This window comes from Robiginitalea myxolifaciens, from assembly GCF_900115205.1.
GTDB lineage: Bacteria > Bacteroidota > Bacteroidia > Flavobacteriales > Flavobacteriaceae > Robiginitalea > Robiginitalea myxolifaciens.
Map to the genome: position 1 here is coordinate 370,620 of NZ_FOYQ01000001.1, position 16,514 is coordinate 387,133.

17 protein-coding genes and 5 tRNA genes are annotated in these 16,514 nt (G+C 48.5%); all 22 read right to left on the bottom strand.

Features of this window, described 5'->3' with window-relative positions; genetic code table 11:
* Positions 1 to 36 precede the first annotated feature (36 nt).
* The 22 genes from rpoB to BM318_RS01655 all read right to left on the bottom strand — a co-directional run bounded on the left by rpoB (position 37) and on the right by BM318_RS01655 (position 16,429).
* Positions 37 to 3,846, bottom strand: a complete 3,810-nt coding sequence (gene rpoB / locus BM318_RS01550) for a DNA-directed RNA polymerase subunit beta (protein ID WP_092980128.1) — start codon at positions 3,844 to 3,846, stop codon at positions 37 to 39.
* A 127-nt stretch (positions 3,847 to 3,973) separates the two neighbouring features.
* Positions 3,974 to 4,357, bottom strand: a complete 384-nt coding sequence (gene rplL, locus BM318_RS01555) for a 50S ribosomal protein L7/L12 (RefSeq protein WP_092980130.1) — start codon at positions 4,355 to 4,357, stop codon at positions 3,974 to 3,976.
* A 52-nt stretch (positions 4,358 to 4,409) separates the two neighbouring features.
* Entirely contained in the window at positions 4,410 to 4,928 is a 519-nt protein-coding gene (gene rplJ / locus BM318_RS01560) for a 50S ribosomal protein L10 (RefSeq protein WP_092980131.1), read from the bottom strand.
* A 12-nt stretch (positions 4,929 to 4,940) separates the two neighbouring features.
* The gene (gene rplA, locus BM318_RS01565) at positions 4,941 to 5,636 is read right to left on the bottom strand and encodes a 50S ribosomal protein L1 (protein WP_092980133.1); all 696 of its coding nucleotides are present in this window, start codon (positions 5,634 to 5,636) and stop codon (positions 4,941 to 4,943) included.
* Positions 5,637 to 5,658: 22 nt separating this feature from the next.
* On the bottom strand, positions 5,659 to 6,096 hold the full coding sequence (rplK, locus tag BM318_RS01570) for a 50S ribosomal protein L11 (RefSeq protein WP_092980135.1): 438 nt from the start codon (positions 6,094 to 6,096) through the stop codon (positions 5,659 to 5,661).
* Positions 6,097 to 6,228: 132 nt separating this feature from the next.
* Positions 6,229 to 6,780 (bottom strand): transcription termination/antitermination protein NusG, encoded by a 552-nt coding sequence (gene nusG / locus BM318_RS01575; RefSeq protein ID WP_092980137.1) that lies wholly within the window; start codon positions 6,778 to 6,780, stop codon positions 6,229 to 6,231.
* A gap of 9 nt (positions 6,781 to 6,789) precedes the next feature.
* Positions 6,790 to 6,978 carry a preprotein translocase subunit SecE gene (gene secE / locus BM318_RS01580; protein WP_092980139.1) on the bottom strand — a complete coding sequence of 63 codons (189 nt, stop codon included), beginning with the start codon at positions 6,976 to 6,978 and terminating at the stop codon, positions 6,790 to 6,792.
* Between the two features lie 54 nt (positions 6,979 to 7,032).
* A tRNA-Trp gene (locus tag BM318_RS01585) sits at positions 7,033 to 7,105 on the bottom strand.
* An 83-nt stretch (positions 7,106 to 7,188) separates the two neighbouring features.
* Positions 7,189 to 8,376 carry an elongation factor Tu gene (gene tuf / locus BM318_RS01590; RefSeq protein WP_092980141.1) on the bottom strand — a complete coding sequence of 396 codons (1,188 nt, stop codon included), beginning with the start codon at positions 8,374 to 8,376 and terminating at the stop codon, positions 7,189 to 7,191.
* Between the two features lie 49 nt (positions 8,377 to 8,425).
* Positions 8,426 to 8,497: transfer RNA gene (locus BM318_RS01595), tRNA-Thr, on the bottom strand.
* A 69-nt stretch (positions 8,498 to 8,566) separates the two neighbouring features.
* Positions 8,567 to 8,639 (bottom strand) — tRNA-Gly (locus tag BM318_RS01600).
* 272 nt (positions 8,640 to 8,911) lie between these two features.
* Positions 8,912 to 8,994: transfer RNA gene (locus BM318_RS01605), tRNA-Tyr, on the bottom strand.
* Positions 8,995 to 9,018: 24 nt separating this feature from the next.
* Positions 9,019 to 9,092 (bottom strand) — tRNA-Thr (locus tag BM318_RS01610).
* A gap of 86 nt (positions 9,093 to 9,178) precedes the next feature.
* Positions 9,179 to 9,496, bottom strand: coding sequence for a ribosome hibernation-promoting factor, HPF/YfiA family (gene hpf / locus BM318_RS01615; protein ID WP_092980143.1), 318 nt, complete (start codon positions 9,494 to 9,496; stop codon positions 9,179 to 9,181).
* Between the two features lie 40 nt (positions 9,497 to 9,536).
* Positions 9,537 to 10,427, bottom strand: coding sequence for a tyrosine-type recombinase/integrase (locus BM318_RS01620; RefSeq protein WP_092980145.1), 891 nt, complete (start codon positions 10,425 to 10,427; stop codon positions 9,537 to 9,539).
* 91 nt (positions 10,428 to 10,518) lie between these two features.
* Positions 10,519 to 10,713: a 30S ribosomal protein S21 gene (gene rpsU / locus BM318_RS01625; protein ID WP_092980146.1), complete on the bottom strand. Its 195-nt coding sequence runs from the start codon at positions 10,711 to 10,713 to the stop codon at positions 10,519 to 10,521.
* A gap of 67 nt (positions 10,714 to 10,780) precedes the next feature.
* Positions 10,781 to 11,920 (bottom strand): acyl-CoA dehydrogenase family protein, encoded by a 1,140-nt coding sequence (locus BM318_RS01630; RefSeq protein ID WP_092982018.1) that lies wholly within the window; start codon positions 11,918 to 11,920, stop codon positions 10,781 to 10,783.
* A gap of 39 nt (positions 11,921 to 11,959) precedes the next feature.
* Positions 11,960 to 12,634 carry a ComEA family DNA-binding protein gene (locus BM318_RS01635; RefSeq protein WP_092980147.1) on the bottom strand — a complete coding sequence of 225 codons (675 nt, stop codon included), beginning with the start codon at positions 12,632 to 12,634 and terminating at the stop codon, positions 11,960 to 11,962.
* A 57-nt stretch (positions 12,635 to 12,691) separates the two neighbouring features.
* Positions 12,692 to 14,764, bottom strand: coding sequence for an amino acid carrier protein (locus tag BM318_RS01640; protein ID WP_092980149.1), 2,073 nt, complete (start codon positions 14,762 to 14,764; stop codon positions 12,692 to 12,694).
* Positions 14,765 to 14,832: 68 nt separating this feature from the next.
* A complete protein-coding gene (locus tag BM318_RS01645; protein ID WP_092980150.1) occupies positions 14,833 to 15,846 on the bottom strand; it encodes a potassium channel family protein in 1,014 nt (337 codons plus the stop codon).
* 2 nt (positions 15,847 to 15,848) lie between these two features.
* Positions 15,849 to 16,076 (bottom strand): PspC domain-containing protein, encoded by a 228-nt coding sequence (locus tag BM318_RS01650; RefSeq protein WP_092980151.1) that lies wholly within the window; start codon positions 16,074 to 16,076, stop codon positions 15,849 to 15,851.
* A 38-nt stretch (positions 16,077 to 16,114) separates the two neighbouring features.
* A complete protein-coding gene (locus BM318_RS01655) occupies positions 16,115 to 16,429 on the bottom strand; it encodes a rhodanese-like domain-containing protein (RefSeq protein ID WP_092980153.1) in 315 nt (104 codons plus the stop codon).
* Positions 16,430 to 16,514 lie beyond the last annotated feature (85 nt).

Consider the following 16,514-nt stretch of genomic DNA (forward strand, 5'->3'; position numbering starts at 1 on the left):
CGAATGGTCTTAATATTATAAAGTGTTCTGCTATTCTTACTCCTCCAGACGGATGTCCAGGCCTAATCCCTTAAGCTCGTGCATCAGTACGTTGAAAGATTCCGGCAAGCCGGGTTCTGGCATGCCCTCGCCTTTGACGATAGACTCATAGGTCTTGGCCCTTCCGATAACATCATCCGATTTAACGGTCAGGATCTCGCGCAGGGTTGCGGAAGCTCCATAAGCCTCCAGGGCCCATACTTCCATCTCCCCGAATCGCTGTCCACCAAACTGTGCCTTACCACCCAGCGGTTGCTGTGTAATGAGGGAGTATGGTCCGATAGAACGGGCGTGCATCTTATCGTCCACCATGTGGCCGAGTTTCAGCATATAGATAATTCCAACGGTTGCCGGCTGGTGGAAACGCTCTCCGGTACCTCCGTCAAACAGGTACGTATGTCCGTATTGCGGAATACCCCCGTCTTTGGTGAACTTTTCGATTTCCTCCAGGGTAGCCCCGTCAAAAATCGGTGTGGAGAACTTCTTGCCCAGCTTCTCGCCGGCCCAGCCCAGAACAGTTTCGTAAATCTGGCCAATGTTCATTCGCGAAGGTACCCCCAGCGGGTTCAGGACAATGTCCACAGGAGTTCCGTCCTCGAGGAACGGCATGTCTTCCTGGCGCACGATTCGGGCAACAATACCCTTGTTTCCGTGGCGCCCGGCCATTTTATCCCCTACCTTAAGCTTGCGCTTCTTGGCGATATAAACCTTAGCGAGTTTCATGATCCCCGCAGGCAGTTCATCACCCACAGAGATGGTGAACTTGTCGCGGCGCAGGTTCCCCTGCAGATCATTCAACTTGATCTTATAGTTGTGCAGCAGATCGGCGACCATAGCATTGAGCTTGTCGTCGGTAGTCCAGCTTCCACCCACCAGGTGAGCAAAGTCGTCTACAGCGTTCAGCATCTTCTGCGTGTACTTCTTACCTTTTGGCAGCACCTCTTCACCCAGGTCGTTGATAACACCTTGTGAAGTTTTTCCGCCTACCAGGTGGAAGAGTTTCTCGACCAGAACATCCTTGAGCTGCTGGAATTTAACTTCGTATTCCAGTTCCAGCTTGGAGATGGCCTCTTTGTCTTCAGAACGCTTGCGCTTGTCCTTGATAGAACGAGAGAACAGTTTCTTATCGATAACCACACCTTTCAGCGATGGTGGTGCTTTGAGGGAGGCATCCTTGACGTCTCCCGCTTTATCACCGAAGATCGCCCGGAGGAGTTTCTCTTCCGGAGTAGGATCAGATTCTCCCTTAGGTGTAATTTTTCCAATCAGGATATCCCCGGATTTCACCTCGGCCCCGATACGGATCATTCCGTACTCATCGAGATCCTTGGTAGCTTCCTCACTTACGTTCGGGATATCATTGGTCAATTCTTCAGCACCCAATTTGGTGTCACGAACTTCCAGGGCGTACTCATCGATGTGGATGGAAGTAAAGATGTCCTCCCGAACCACTTTCTCTGAGATCACAATCGCGTCCTCAAAGTTGTATCCTTTCCAGGGCATGAAGGCTACTTTCAGGTTCTGCCCAAGGGCGAGTTCCCCGTTTTCAGTAGCGTATCCTTCACAAAGCACCTGACCTTTCTTAACCTTCTGTCCTTTTTGGACAATTGGCTTCAGATTGATACTGGTACCCTGGTTGGTCTTGCGGAATTTAACCAGCTCGTACGTCTTGCTGTCTTCATCGAAACTCACCAGGCGTTCGTCGTCGGAACGCTCGTACTTGATGGTAATTTTCTTGGCATCTACATATTCCACAGTACCGTTGCCCTCGGCATTGATCAGTACACGAGAATCAGACGCTACCTGACGCTCCAACCCGGTCCCGACAATAGGGCTGTTAGGTTTGAGCAGGGGTACAGCCTGACGCATCATGTTGGATCCCATCAGGGCCCGGTTTGCATCGTCATGCTCCAGGAATGGAATCAGGGATGCAGATATAGATGCGATCTGGTTAGGCGCAACATCGGTGTATTGAATTTCCTTGGGATCGACTACCGGGAAATCGCCTTCTTCACGGGCAATTACCTTATCTGTATCGATAGTACCATCCTTTTTCAACGGGATGTTGGCCTGGGCAATCTTTTGCCCTTCCTCTTCCTCAGCACTGAGGAAAATGTGTTTCTTGAGATCTACTTTTCCGTCTTCGACCTTGCGATATGGTGTTTCCAGGAAGCCCATCGGGTTTACCTTGGCGTACACAGACAGGGAGGAAATCAGTCCAATGTTCGGCCCTTCAGGGGTTTCGATCGGACAGAGACGGCCGTAGTGGGTATAGTGTACGTCACGTACCTCGAATCCGGCGCGTTCCCTGGAAAGACCTCCTGGCCCAAGCGCCGAAAGACGGCGTTTGTGCGTAATCTCCGCCAGCGGGTTCGTCTGGTCCATGAACTGAGACAGCTGGTTCGTACCGAAGAAGCTGTTGATCACGGAAGACAGGGTCTTGGCATTGATCAGGTCGATCGGAGTAAATACCTCGTTATCCCGAACGTTCATACGCTCACGGATGGTACGTGCCATACGGGCAAGTCCCACACCAAACTGGGCAGAAAGCTGCTCCCCTACGGTACGGACACGACGGTTACTCAAGTGATCGATATCGTCAATCTCCGCTTTGGAGTTGATCAGCTCGATCAAATATTTGATGATGGTAATGATATCTTCTTTGGTCAGGACCTGCTTGTCCATCCCGATATCCAGACCTAATTTCTTATTCATTCGATAACGTCCTACCTCTCCCAGGTTATATCGCTGGTCGGAGAAGAAGAGTTTATCGATGATCCCCCGTGCTGTTTCCTCATCCGGCGGCTCTGCATTACGCAGCTGACGATAGATATGCTCTACCGCTTCCTTTTCGGAGTTGGTTGGATCCTTCTGCAGGGTATTGTGGATGATCGCATAGTCGCTCTGGGCGTTGTTCTCCTTGTGCAGGAGGATGGTTTTCACATCGGTTTCCAGAATCTGGTCAATGTGCTCCTTTTCCAGAACGGTATCGCGGTCAAGAACGATTTCGTTTCGCTCGATGGAAACTACCTCTCCGGTGTCTTCATCTACGAAATCTTCGTGCCAGGTATTCAGAACACGGGCCGCAAGCTTGCGTCCCATGATTTTCTTCAGCCCTGCCTTACTTACCTTAACTTCCTCGGAGAGGTCAAAGATCTCCAGGATGTCCTTATCGCGCTCAAAACCGATGGCGCGGAACAGGGTAGTAACAGGTAATTTCTTTTTACGGTCAATGTAAGCGTACATCACACTGTTGATGTCCGTAGCAAACTCGATCCAGGACCCTTTGAATGGAATTACCCGGGCCGAGTAGAGTTTGGTACCGTTAGCGTGGAAGGACTGTCCGAAGAACACCCCAGGCGAACGGTGCAACTGGCTAACCACTACACGTTCTGCCCCGTTGATAACGAAGGTCCCGCTGGGGGTCATGTAGGGGATGGTTCCCAGATACACGTCCTGAACGATGGTTTCAAAATCCTCGTGCTCCGGATCGGTACAATATAATTTCAGTCGTGCTTTTAAAGGCACGCTGTAGGTAAGCCCTCTTTCAATACACTCTTGAATAGAGTATCGGGGCGGGTCAATAAAGTAGTCGAGGAATTCCAGAACAAATTGGTTCCGGGTGTCCGTAATGGGAAAGTTTTCCATGAAGGTGTTGTACAACCCTTCATTGGCCCTTTCGTCCGTTTTGGTCTCCAACTGGAAAAAATCCTGGAAGGATTTTATCTGGATGTCCAGGAAATCCGGATATTCCGGAGTATCCTTAGCGGAGGCAAAGCTAATTCTTTCAGTCTGTGGTGTGAACATCTATGGACGCGTATTAATCGTGAATTCTCGTGGGCGGTATACCTCTTCGTATACTAGCTATAAAAGGGTTTAGGCCTAGCCACCTGAGAGGCGGAAGACCTAAACCTTAACCTTATGGTCGAAGCGATTATTTAAGCTCAACTTCCGCTCCTGCTTCTTCCAGTGATTTTTTGATACCTTCAGCTTCGTCTTTAGCAACTCCTTCCTTAACGGCTTTAGGGGCGCTATCAACAATCTCTTTAGCATCTTTCAGACCGAGACCGGTCAGTTCCTTAACTAATTTTACAACCGCCAGCTTAGAAGCTCCGGCTGCTTTCAGGATTACGTCGAATTCGGATTTCTCCTCAGCCGCTTCACCAGCTTCTCCACCTCCGGCGGCTCCACCAGCAACGGCAACTGCAGCAGCAGCAGGCTCAATCCCGTACTCCTCTTTCAAGATATCAGCCAGCTCATTTACTTCCTTAACGGTAAGGTTTACCAACTGTTCTGCGAATTCTTTTAAATCTGCCATTTTACTATCGTTTAATACTCGTTGAAATTTATACTTAGTTTATAGTGCGTACTTATTCTTTTTCGGAAAGGGTCTTGAGGATTCCAGCCAATTTTCCACCTCCGGACTTCAGACCGGAAATAACATTCTTGGCAGGAGATTGCAGCAGTGCAATGATATCCGCAATAACCTCTTCCTTAGATTTGATGCTTACAAGGGCATCTAGCTTATCGTCTCCGATAAAAACTGCCTCCTCGATGAAAGCGCCTTTCAGCAATGGACGATCAGACTTCTTGCGGAAGGTCTTGATCAGTTTTGCTGGAGCGTTTCCAGTTTCGGAGAACATCAGGGACGTATTTCCTTTAAGGACTTCAGGCAATTCGCCAAATTCCTTTTCGGAAGCTTCCATAGCCTTAGACAGTAGCGTATTTTTTACTACTGCCAGCTTGATATTTGCCTTAAAACAGGCTCTTCGGAGATCCGAAGTGGTACCGGCATCCAGTCCTGAAATATCCGCAAGGTAAATGGTGGTGTTATCCGCCAGTTGCGATTTCAGGTCCTCGATTACCGTTGCTTTCTCTTCTCTGGTCATTTTTCAGATGATTTAAGCTTGGACCGCCTTGGGATCCAGTTGAACACTAGGACTCATGGTGCTTGAGATGAAGATGCTCTTCATATAAACACCTTTGGCAGCCGCCGGCTTCATTTTTACCAGGGTATCGATCAATTCTTTGGCGTTCCCGGCGATCTTGTCCGCAGAAAAGGAAACCTTTCCTATTGATGCGTGTACGATTCCGGTTTTATCTACCTTGAAGTCGATCTTTCCCGATTTAACGTCGGTTACCGCTTTGGCCACATCCATTGTTACTGTTCCCGTTTTTGGGTTCGGCATCAGACCGCGAGGTCCGAGGATACGTCCGAGTGGTCCGAGTTTCCCCATTACGCTGGGCATGGTAATAATCACGTCTACGTCTGTCCATCCGCCTTTGATTTTGTCCAGATATTCATCCAAACCTACAAAGTCAGCTCCGGCCTCTTTGGCCTCTGCTTCTTTGTCCGGGGTAACCAGGGCGAGGACTTTTACATCCTTACCGGTCCCGTGAGGCAGGGTAACAACCCCGCGAACCATTTGGTTGGCCTTACGAGGGTCAACCCCCAGGCGAACCGCCAGGTCAACAGAAGCGTCGAACTTAACGTTGGTGATTTCCTTGATCAGCGCAGAGGCTTCTTCCAGGGAATAGAGCTTGTCCCGGTCAATCTTGGCCAGGGCCTCTTTTTTCTTTTTTGTTAGTTTTGCCATCTTAAAAAGTGCTTTTCAAAGTTTAAAAAGGGCGCTTTCCCGCAACCTTAAGTCCCATAGAACGAGCTGTTCCTGCAACCATACTCATGGCTGACTCCGGGGTAAAGGCATTGAGATCCTGCATTTTGTCTTCTGCAATTGCGCGAACCTGATCCCAGGTAACACTACCGACTTTCGCACGGTTGGGCTCCCCAGCTCCTTTTTTAACTTTCGCCGCTTCCAATAGCTGAACTGCCGCCGGAGGTGTTTTGACGACAAAGTCAAAGGACTTGTCGGCATATACGGTGATAACAACAGGCAGGACTTTCCCCTGTTTGTCCTGCGTACGAGCATTAAACTGCTTGCAGAACTCCATGATGTTAACGCCGGCAGCACCTAAAGCGGGTCCAACCGGTGGCGACGGATTCGCAGCACCTCCCCTAACTTGTAGTTTAACTACTTTACTTACTTCTTTTGCCATTGTTAAATTTAATTTGCAATCCCGGCCGTTTCACCCCGTCCGGGTCCTTCTTCCCCGGGAAAATTCCCGGATCAGAAATTATAAAGTGCGTCTAATTTGGAAGCGACAACACTTATAAGCGTAACATAATTCTTAAACCTTCTCTACCTGCATGTAACTCAGCTCCAGAGGTGTCTTACGACCAAAAATCTTAACCATTACCTCGAGCTTGCGCTTCTCTTCATTGATCTTTTCAACCGTTCCGTTAAATCCATTGAATGGACCATCGATAACTTTTACGGTTTCTCCAAGCACAAATGGAATAGCAACCGAATCGGTACTTACAGCCAATTCGTCAACTTTTCCTAACATGCGGTTTACCTCGCTTTTACGAAGCGGTACCGGATCACCTCCCTTGGTTTCCCCCAGGAAGCCAATAACATTGGTGATCGAGCGGATCACGTGTACCATCTCTCCGGTAAGATTGGCCTTCACCATTATATACCCGGGATAGTAAACGCGTTCCTTATTAATTTTTTTTCCGTTGCGGATTTGCACAACTTTCTCGGTAGGTACCAGAACGTCTTCGAGGTTATCCCCGAATCCATGGCGCTCTACCTCGCTTTCGATATAGCCTTTGATCTTATTTTCCTGACCGCTGACAGCACGAACGACGTACCACTTTTTTTCCAAAACTTCAGACATGTCTAAGGCTTATCCTATTAATGCGTTGAAATACACCTGAATAACTTCAGCAAACAGTGAATCTACCCCCCAGGTTGCTAGTGCAAAAAGGATGGAAAAGACGGCGACGATCACCATCAGATTAGAAGCTTCTGCCCGCGTCGGCAGCGTAACATGATTCCTGAGCTCCTCGTAAGATTCCTTGATATACGTAATCATTTCAGGCTATATTAATTTGATTTTAGATCGCTTTTTCGGCGACCGCTATCCTTGCACGGGAGGAGAGACTCGAACTCCCGACACCCGGTTTTGGAGACCGGTGCTCTACCAACTGAGCTACACCCGTAAAACACAGTGAAAGGGTACCGCCCCGATTTGGATCAGGAAGGGACCCCTCACTGCTTTTTATTCCAGCTTACCTAGCCTGGATTAATCCAGGATCTTGGTTACCTGTCCAGCACCTACAGTACGTCCACCTTCACGAATCGCGAAACGAAGACCTACACTCAGGGCGATTGGCTGAATCAAATCAACCGTGATTGTCAGGTTATCCCCAGGCATTACCATCTCTACACCGTCAGGCAGGTTGATGGTTCCGGTTACGTCCGTAGTTCGTACATAGAATTGTGGACGGTAGTTGTTGTGGAAAGGAGTGTGACGACCACCTTCTTCTTTCTTCAGGATATAGACCTCAGCTTCGAATTTGGCGTGAGGCTTAACGGAACCTGGCTTACAGATTACCATTCCACGCTTGATATCTTTTTTCTCGATACCACGCAGCAGGATACCTACGTTATCACCAGCCTCTCCGCGATCGAGGATCTTACGGAACATTTCAACACCAGTAATGGTAGAAGCGAGTTTCTCAGCTCCCATCCCGATGATATCAACAGCGTCACCTGTATGAGCAACACCAGTTTCGATACGTCCGGTAGCTACAGTTCCACGTCCTGTAATAGTGAATACATCTTCTACAGGCATCAGGAAGTCCTTATCTACATCGCGCTTTGGCAGCTCGATCCACTCATCAACAGCAGCCATGAGCTCCATAACAGTGTCAACCCACTTTTGCTCTCCGTTCAGAGCTCCAAGGGCAGATCCAGCGATAACAGGACCATTGTCTCCATCGTACTCGTAGAAAGAAAGCAGTTCACGTACTTCCATTTCTACCAGCTCGAGCAGCTCGTCATCGTCTACCATGTCTACCTTGTTCAGGAAAACAACGATACGAGGAATACCTACCTGACGACCAAGGAGGATGTGCTCACGAGTCTGAGGCATAGGACCATCAGTAGCAGCTACTACAAGGATAGCACCGTCCATCTGGGCAGCACCAGTTACCATGTTCTTAACGTAGTCGGCGTGGCCTGGACAGTCAACGTGTGCGTAGTGACGATTCTCTGTTTGGTATTCTACGTGCGAAGTGTTGATGGTGATACCACGCTCTTTTTCTTCAGGAGCGTTGTCGATAGAATCGAAGCTTCGCAATTCAGACAGACCTGCGTTTGCCAAAACAGTGGTGATAGCAGCTGTAAGAGTAGTTTTACCGTGATCGACGTGTCCAATAGTACCTATATTAAGGTGGGGCTTGGACCGATCAAAAGTTTCCTTAGCCATTGTAAATAATTTTAGTCTTAGTTTATATTAGTGTGTACTCGTCGTTTTGAGCCAACGACGGGAATTGAACCCGTGACCTCTTCCTTACCAAGGAAACGCTCTACCCCTGAGCTACGTCGGCTGATTGGCGCTAGTCCTTTTAAGGTGTCGCTCAAACCAGATTGCACCAGGTACAATCGGGTTATTCTTGAGCGGGAGACCGGGTTCGAACCGGCGACATTCAGCTTGGAAGGCTGACGCTCTACCAACTGAGCTACTCCCGCTTATAAACTTTCAATATGTCAAACCTTCTTTCGAAGACTTTCACTTCGTTTCTCAGGACTCCGCCTGAGAAGGATTACCTGGCTTTCGCTCGGTTCCTCAGGACTCCGCCTGAGAAGGATTACCTCGCTTTCGCTCGGTTTCTCAGGACTCCGCCTGAGAAGGATTACCTCGCTTTCGCTCGGTGATCCTGGTTCGGGGAACCAGGACCAAAGAAATTCTTACGCGGTTTTACAAGAGCGAGCTCTTGACACCCCCTTTAAGAATTTCTTTGTGGGGAGAGCAGGATTCGAACCTGCGAAGGTAAAAACCAACAGATTTACAGTCTGTCCTCGTTGGCCGCTTGAGTATCTCCCCTAGCCCTATTTTTATGAACTTGCGAGCCGATGGAGGGACTCGAACCCACGACCCCGAGATTACAAATCACGTGCTCTAGCCAGCTGAGCTACATCGGCTTAATGGGCCTTTTTATCGCATAAAAAAGTCCGCTATTTCTAACGGACTGCAAATGTAGCTATTTTTTTATCTATTCAAAACAAATTCAGAAAATTTTTAGGGGGTTCTGAACCTTGGGCTTTGATTTCTTTTTCACCAGTTTCCGCTCCAAAGAATTACAGGCAGAATCAATGGCTTCTTCGAAGGTTTTACATCGCTTTTTCACGATAAAAGTGTCCTTGGGAATGTGCACTTTTACCTCAACTACTTTATTCTCTTTTAATGAAGTTTTCTGAACTTTCATAAAGACTTCGGAACGTACAATCCGGTCATAAAAAAGTTCGAGCTTTTCCATTCGCTTTTGTGCAAAGTCGAGCAGTTCTCCATCCGCGTTGAAATTGACGGTTTGGGTGTTTACTTGCATAGGCCGCGATTTTGAAGTTAGACAATGGATGCTGTACCGGTTATTCCCTGTTTCTGGGATGGGCTTTTTCATGCGCCCGCTTCAATTCGGCAATGCTGTTGTGTGTGTAAACCTGAGTGGAAGCCAGTGAGGCATGTCCCAGCAATTCTTTGACCGAATTCATATCCGCCCCCTTATTCAATAAATGCGTGGCAAAGGTATGCCTGAGGATATGCGGACTGCGTTTTGCTTTAACCGATACCTCACTAAGATATTTATTTATAATGCGATATACAAGGGTAGGATACAATTTCTGACCAGCCGATGTCAGGAATAAATGTGCAGTGGAATCTGCGGTAATCACCTCGGCCCTGTAGCTCAAATACCGCCCCATAAGCGTCCTGGTTTGTTCCAGTAGCGGAAGTACGCGCTCCTTATTCCTTTTTCCAAGCACGCGCAGGGTACCAGAAGCCAGATCCAGATCCGGCATTTGTACCCCGATCAATTCGGCCCTGCGGATACCTGTGGTGTAGAGTAGTTCCAGGATCAGCCTGTCGCGAATAGCCTCAAAGCCTTCCTCCCCGTCCCAATTGCCGAGGAGTCGTTCCATTTCCTCCTGGGAAAAAGGAACCTCCAATTTGCGGGAGGTCTTGAGTGTCTTGTGTCCGGCCAACGGACTTTTATCGATACGGCCTTTCCTAAGTAAAAAAGTGTAGTAGCTTTTCAGGGAGCTTATTTTTCGATTCACCGAACGGTTTTCCACCCCCGATTCCACAAGGGAAATGATCCAGCTACGGATCATCGGATACACTACGGCCTGGGTATCGGAAGAATCGAATTCCTCCAGGCAGAATTCCGCGAACTGTTTCAGGTCCCTCAGGTAAGCTGCAGCGGTATGGGGCGAATAATTGCGCTCGCTCAAAAGGTATTTCTCAAAATCTGCCGCAGCCATATTTTAAAAGTAAAAAGAAATACGCAAGACGAGTTCAAAAAAAATCCCGGCTGGTAGAGCCGGGATGTCAATATTATAGTGGGATCAGGACTTAAATATCCTCTTGGTCCCTGAGGTGCTGAATGTAGCGCGCCTTGAGTACTTGCTGGCGACGTGCTACAGAAGGCTTGGTAAACTGCTGGCGTGAACGCAGCTGGCGCATGGTACCGGTACGGTCAAATTTACGCTTGAAACGCTTGAGCGCCCGATCGATGTTTTCTCCTTCTTTAACAGGTATAATTAACATAAGCTACCACCTCCTTTCTTTAGATTTCGAGGGTGCAAATATACGTCCTCTTTTAAGACTGCACCTATTATTTTAAAATATTTTTGGCGATTACCACTTTTTGGATCTCCGTTGTGCCCTCTCCAATCGTGCACAATTTAGAATCGCGATAGAATTTTTCGGCAGGAAAATCCTTGGTATACCCATAACCTCCGTGGATCTGCACGGCTTCATTGGAAACCCGCACACACATTTCAGAGGCATACATTTTAGCCATCGCACTTTGCAGGGTAACCGGCTTGGATTGATTTTTTAATGAGGCTGCCTTGTGAACGAGCAGGTCGGCTGCTTCAATTTCAGTGGCCATTTCTGCAAGTTTGAAGGAAATCCCCTGGAAAGCACTGATCGGCTTCCCAAACTGTTCCCGTTCCTTAGAATATTGCAGGGCGGCCTGATAAGCTCCTTTGGCAATACCCAGGGAGAGTGCCCCAATGGAGATCCTACCCCCGTCCAGTATTTTCATGGACTGAATGAATCCATCGCCTATGGGTCCTAATCGGTTTTCATCGGGAATGCGACAATCCTGGAAAATCAATTCCGCAGTCTCACTGGCCCGCATCCCCAGCTTGTTTTCTTTCTTACCGCTACTGAAACCTGGGGTTCCCTTTTCGATAACAAAAGCGGTCATTCCCCGGCTATCTCCTTTCTCACCTGTACGCGCAATCACCACAGCAACATCGCCACTAATTCCATGGGTTATGAAATTCTTGGCACCATTGAGTATCCAGTAGTCGCCGTCTTTTTTGGCCGTGGTGTTCATACCGCCCGCGTCAGAGCCGGTATTGTGTTCAGTAAGTCCCCAGGCACCAATCCACTCACCAGTCGCCAATTTCGGGATCCAACGCTGCAACTGCTCGTCGTCGCCAAAACTAAGGATGTGGTTGGTACAAAGAGAATTGTGGGCGGCCACTGACAGCCCAATAGAAGGATCCACTTTCGAGATCTCTTCAATAATAGCGATGTATTCATGGTAGCCCATCCCAGAGCCGCCTAAGGACTCGGGTACCAAAACCCCCATAAAACCATATTCCCCAGCCTTCTTAAATACTTCGACCGGGAATTCCTGGGTTTCATCCCATTGGGCTACCCCGGGCCGAATATATTGTTCTGCAAAATCCCGGGCCGATTCAGCGACCAGGTTTTGTGTTTCAGATGGTTCAAAATTCAGGCTGCTAATCCCTTCAGTAAGCATAAATCACAACAATTTTTAGAACTGCAAATATAGCGCAATTCTATCAATTTTATCCTGAGGGATACCCAACAGCTGAGCCAATTCAGATGGCTTGGAAATGTTGCCATGTGCGTTGCGGTACCTGACAATTTCATTGACCATGTTCCAATCCAGATAAATCAGCCCACTTAATTCTTCCTTGCTGGCCGTATTAATATCCAGTGGAGCTATATCCGGGGCATCGACTATCGTAAACCGTTTCATCGCTTCCCGGGCCACTTCGGGTGACAAACCATAGACATCGCGCAATTGAGACTCATGGAGGAATCCCCCCAGGGCATCGCGAAATTTCAGAATGCGCTTTGAAAGTATAGGCCCAATTCCCCGGACAGCCTGCAGCTCAGTTGCACTGGCTGTATTCAGGTCCTGTTTTGATCTCTGGGGTTTGTTGGGTGCTTTATGGGTCAGCGTCGGCTGCCCTGACTTCCCAGGCAGTTGCGCCTCGCTTTCCTGAAGCCTTTGCAAACTATCCTGCTGGTGCAGCCAGCTAATAAATGCAGAATCCTCCTCAAGAAGCATCTCAGGGTCGGGCCTGAGCAAACCCGGAAGCCAGAGGCGCAACCCCAGGGACAGCAATAAAAAGATGTACATATAAAAAATCCCACTTCGCAATCTGTAATTATTGCTGAAGTGGGATCCGGCTCGTCTCATCCGCCAAATCTAAGGCGGTTGGGTGTGCTCTGATTGCAGTATCGGATTAATTACTTCCTACTCTGCAGCGCTATTCCTATATAGCAAATTGTCTTTTAGTTTCTTCAAGTACTGGTCCAAATCCTTACGTACCTCCCCGGACATGATATACAAGCCGATGATGTTCGGGAATGACATGGCCAGGATCATCATATCGGAAAAGTCCAGTACGGCGCCAAGGCTTACCGAGGCTCCTACTACCACAAATACGAGGAACAGCATCTTGTATACCATCTCAGAACGCTTGCTCTTACCAAAGAGATAGGTCCAGGCGCGCATTCCGTAATACGACCAGGAAATCATGGTGGAAAAAGCAAACAGGAATACAGCGATACCCAGGACATAAGGGAACCAGCTGATCTGGCTTCCAAAAGCATCGGAAGTAAGCTGCGCTCCGGCCATGCCTTCTACCTCATGCATCCCGGTAAAGATCAGTACAAGTGCCGTTAGGGTACAGACTACCACGGTATCGATAAAGGGCTCGAGCAAGGCCACAAAACCTTCGGAAGGAGGATGGTTGGTTTTTGCAGTACTGTGTGCAATGGCCGCAGAACCTACCCCGGCTTCATTGGAGAAGGCGGCCCGTTGGAAGCCGATAACCAATACCCCGATAATTCCCCCTTTTAGTGCGGAAGGATTAAAAGCACCATCGATAATAGCGGAAAACGCCGGACCGATATTCTGAATATTCATGATAATAACCGCCAATGCGGCCACTACATAGATACTGGCCATAAGCGGCACCACCCGTCCGGTAACTTTGGCAATACTCTGGATACCTCCGATAATTACGACCCCTACCAGGATGGCGGTAACTACTCCAAACCAGAAGCCGTTGCCCTGTAATACGGTGAATTGGCCGGCCAGCTGCTCAAAGCTCTGGTTTGCCTGGAACATATTTCCACCTCCGAAAGAAGCACCAACAGCCAATACTGCAAATAGTCCAGCCAGGACTTTGCCCAGGCCTTTCAAATTCCGCTTCTCCAATCCGTAGCGGAGGTAATTCATAGGTCCCCCGAAAACCCGTCCATCTTCAAGGATATCCCGATACTTTACGCCCAGGGTACATTCCACAAATTTTGAGGACATTCCCAGTAATCCACATACGATCATCCAGAAAGTTGCTCCGGCTCCACCAAGGGATACCGCTACCGCGACTCCCGCAATATTTCCTAATCCTACAGTACCGGAAACGGCTGTAGCCAGCGCCTGAAAATGCGTAACCTGGCCGGGTGCATTCGGATCATCGTATTTCCCTTTAGCCAGGGCAATACTGTGTCTGAATCCGCGGATATTGATGAAGCCCATACGAAGGGTAAAGAAGGTTGCCCCCAATACCAACCAGATTACGATAAAGGGTATTCCGTTACTTACCGGATCCCCATTGGGATGGGTAATTACAACAGGCTCATCATAAGCAATTTCAGCAAAAATGTGGGCGCCCTGTTCAATGACGTGCTCGGGATTTTCCGGATTATAGATAACTCCGCCTTCCGCGGTGAGGTGCCTGAGTGTTCCCCCCGCCTCGGCTAAAATCGTTTGATCATTGCCGGCACCATGGCTGATAATTGCAATGGCATCGCCTTTGGCAACTTTAGCACCTTCTGCTTTGAGCCATTGCTTTAAGACATAGCGCTCGGAACCATCAGGAGTCCAATCCGGGATGGGTACCCGCTTAACCTCAGCATAGACCTTCGGATCATAAATCCCAACCGCCGCAAAAGGATCCCAAAAGAGTACAGATCCCAGGGCATTTACCGCCGGAGTCATGGTTCCGTTGAATACCTCTGTGATGGATTCTGTTGGAATGGTCATCTCCAGGGTCTCGCTATTTCCCGCAGCATCCGTAACCGTTACGCTATATCCGATGCCCTCGGTTAATCCAGTTGCCTGGTTGGAATTCAGGGGCGTACCCTGATTACTCCACTTATAGGAATACGGAGGAACTCCTCCCTCGACATCTACCCTTAAAACCCCGTCATTGATATTACTGGAAGGGTTACTGATGGTTTCTTTCATTTCCAGCTGTTGCGCCCCAAGGCCCCAACTTAAGAATGCAAAGAGTAAAAAAAGCGGTGAGAAGCGTTTCATATTGGCTTGCTTGCGTTAGTATGGTTTCAATTACAATCCGGGCAATATCCTAAAAATATTCCACCCGATCAACTCTGGATGTGGAACATTTCGTTCAGCTTGCGAATTTGCTCAGGCCTCCCCAATACAATTACCTTGCTTTTGGGCTGCAGGGGAAGATCCGCCTCCGGATTGATAATGTAGGTGCCATCCGGCTTAATGTATCCAATTATGGTACACCCGGTTTTGCGCCTTAAATCCAGATCGCGCAGGGTGTTGCAATCGACCTGATTTCGAAAATCTTCAATTTCCACTTCCTCAAGGTTGGTGGTGTCCTCCCCTTCCTCCATGGACAGTTGGTCCATAAAGGTTATCAAGTCAGGAAGTACCACCAGAGAAGCCATGTGATCCCCTCCGATCTTATCGGGCATGATTACTTTATTCGCACCGGCAAGCTCCAGTTTCTTGACCGAAGAAATCTGGGATGCCCTGCTTATTATATTGAGACCGGGATTGAGCTGCCGTGCCGTAAGGACAACAAAAAGATTGGCCGCGTCGTCGGGGAGGGCAGCGATCAGGTACTGCGCTTTGAGGATACCTGCTTCTTCAAGGATCTCATCCTCATTGGCATCTCCTTCTACAAAGAGGAATTCCTCTTCGTGCTTTTCAATGATTTCCCGATCCCGCTCAACAATTACAAAGGGACGTTTGTAGGCCTGAAGCCGCTGCACGGCCTGGGCGCCATTGCGTCCGAATCCGCAGACGATTACGTGATTCTCCAATTGGTCAATTTGTTGTTTCACTTTCTTCTTCTTTAAGGTTTGCAGAGAATTCCTGCTGAGGATGTACTCCGTAATCACCGAAATCGCGAACGCAAAAATGAAGACGCTGCTGATAATGAGGATTACAGTAAAAAGGCGTGTTGGGGTGTCCAGGGGACGTACTTCCTGAAATCCCACAGTGGTCACGGTTATTATGGTCATGTACAGGGCTTCCGACCAGCTGTAATCGGCCAGTATGCGATACCCCATAACCCCAAGAATTAGGACCGAGGTCATCAGGAAAAGGGCCAGGTATATTTTAGAACGGAAGAGTCTGACCATAATTAGAGATCAAAAACCGAGGTACGCTTGGTATAAATCAAATCTTTAATCCGGAGCCAGAATGCCAGAAAGAGATAGAGGGCGAAACCAAATCCCAGCGTTACAAAAGTGAGGTAAATGAAGGAGGTGCGGACCACCCGGGTACGAATACCCAATCGCTCCGCAATCCTGCGACAAACTTCAAAGCCCCGCTTTTGAAAATAATATAAGGTCGAATAGAAAAACTGCATTGTCCCGGGAAATGTGTTTCACTGCGCTGGCAGGCGGATTAATCTTCTACGACCTCCCCTTCCCATTCCATCATTCCTCCCAATAAATTGTGGGTATTGGAAATGCCGCGGCTGTTCATAATCGCACATGCCTGTCCGCTTCTGTTGCCGGATCTGCAATAGACGTAATAGGTTTTAGACTTGTCCAAAGCATCGATTCCCTGCACAAACTCAGCCCCCCCATAAAAGTCAATAAAAAGGGCGCCGGGGATATAACCATCTTCGATTTCTGCCTCGGTACGTACATCGAGGATTACAGCTTCAGGATCTTCCTGAGCCTTTTTCCACCAATCATCCTGAGTTAAATCTGCCATATATATATGTTATTGCTTCAAAAATACAATTAAAGCCGAAACCAACGCACATATCCGCCTGGCGGCTTGACCGTTTTCCCTGGGG

Bases quoted from the DNA above. Each gene is read 5' to 3' on its own strand.
- nusG (WP_092980137.1), bottom strand. From the start codon at position 6,780: ATGTCTGAAGTTTTGGAAAAAAAGTGGTACGTCGTTCGTGCTGTCAGC.
- BM318_RS01640 (WP_092980149.1), bottom strand. From the start codon at position 14,764: ATGAAACGCTTCTCACCGCTTTTTTTACTCTTTGCATTCTTAAGTTGG.
- rplL (WP_092980130.1), bottom strand. From the start codon at position 4,357: ATGGCAGATTTAAAAGAATTCGCAGAACAGTTGGTAAACCTTACCGTT.
- tuf (WP_092980141.1), bottom strand. From the start codon at position 8,376: ATGGCTAAGGAAACTTTTGATCGGTCCAAGCCCCACCTTAATATAGGT.
- rpsU (WP_092980146.1), bottom strand. From the start codon at position 10,713: ATGTTAATTATACCTGTTAAAGAAGGAGAAAACATCGATCGGGCGCTC.
- BM318_RS01655 (WP_092980153.1), bottom strand. From the start codon at position 16,429: ATGGCAGATTTAACTCAGGATGATTGGTGGAAAAAGGCTCAGGAAGAT.
- rplA (WP_092980133.1), bottom strand. From the start codon at position 5,636: ATGGCAAAACTAACAAAAAAGAAAAAAGAGGCCCTGGCCAAGATTGAC.
- BM318_RS01650 (WP_092980151.1), bottom strand. From the start codon at position 16,076: ATGCAGTTTTTCTATTCGACCTTATATTATTTTCAAAAGCGGGGCTTT.
- rplJ (WP_092980131.1), bottom strand. From the start codon at position 4,928: ATGACCAGAGAAGAGAAAGCAACGGTAATCGAGGACCTGAAATCGCAA.
- rpoB (WP_092980128.1), bottom strand. From the start codon at position 3,846: ATGTTCACACCACAGACTGAAAGAATTAGCTTTGCCTCCGCTAAGGAT.
- BM318_RS01635 (WP_092980147.1), bottom strand. From the start codon at position 12,634: ATGAGACGAGCCGGATCCCACTTCAGCAATAATTACAGATTGCGAAGT.
- BM318_RS01620 (WP_092980145.1), bottom strand. From the start codon at position 10,427: ATGGCTGCGGCAGATTTTGAGAAATACCTTTTGAGCGAGCGCAATTAT.
- hpf (WP_092980143.1), bottom strand. From the start codon at position 9,496: ATGCAAGTAAACACCCAAACCGTCAATTTCAACGCGGATGGAGAACTG.
- rplK (WP_092980135.1), bottom strand. From the start codon at position 6,096: ATGGCAAAAGAAGTAAGTAAAGTAGTTAAACTACAAGTTAGGGGAGGT.
- BM318_RS01645 (WP_092980150.1), bottom strand. From the start codon at position 15,846: ATGGTCAGACTCTTCCGTTCTAAAATATACCTGGCCCTTTTCCTGATG.
- secE (WP_092980139.1), bottom strand. From the start codon at position 6,978: ATGATTACGTATATCAAGGAATCTTACGAGGAGCTCAGGAATCATGTT.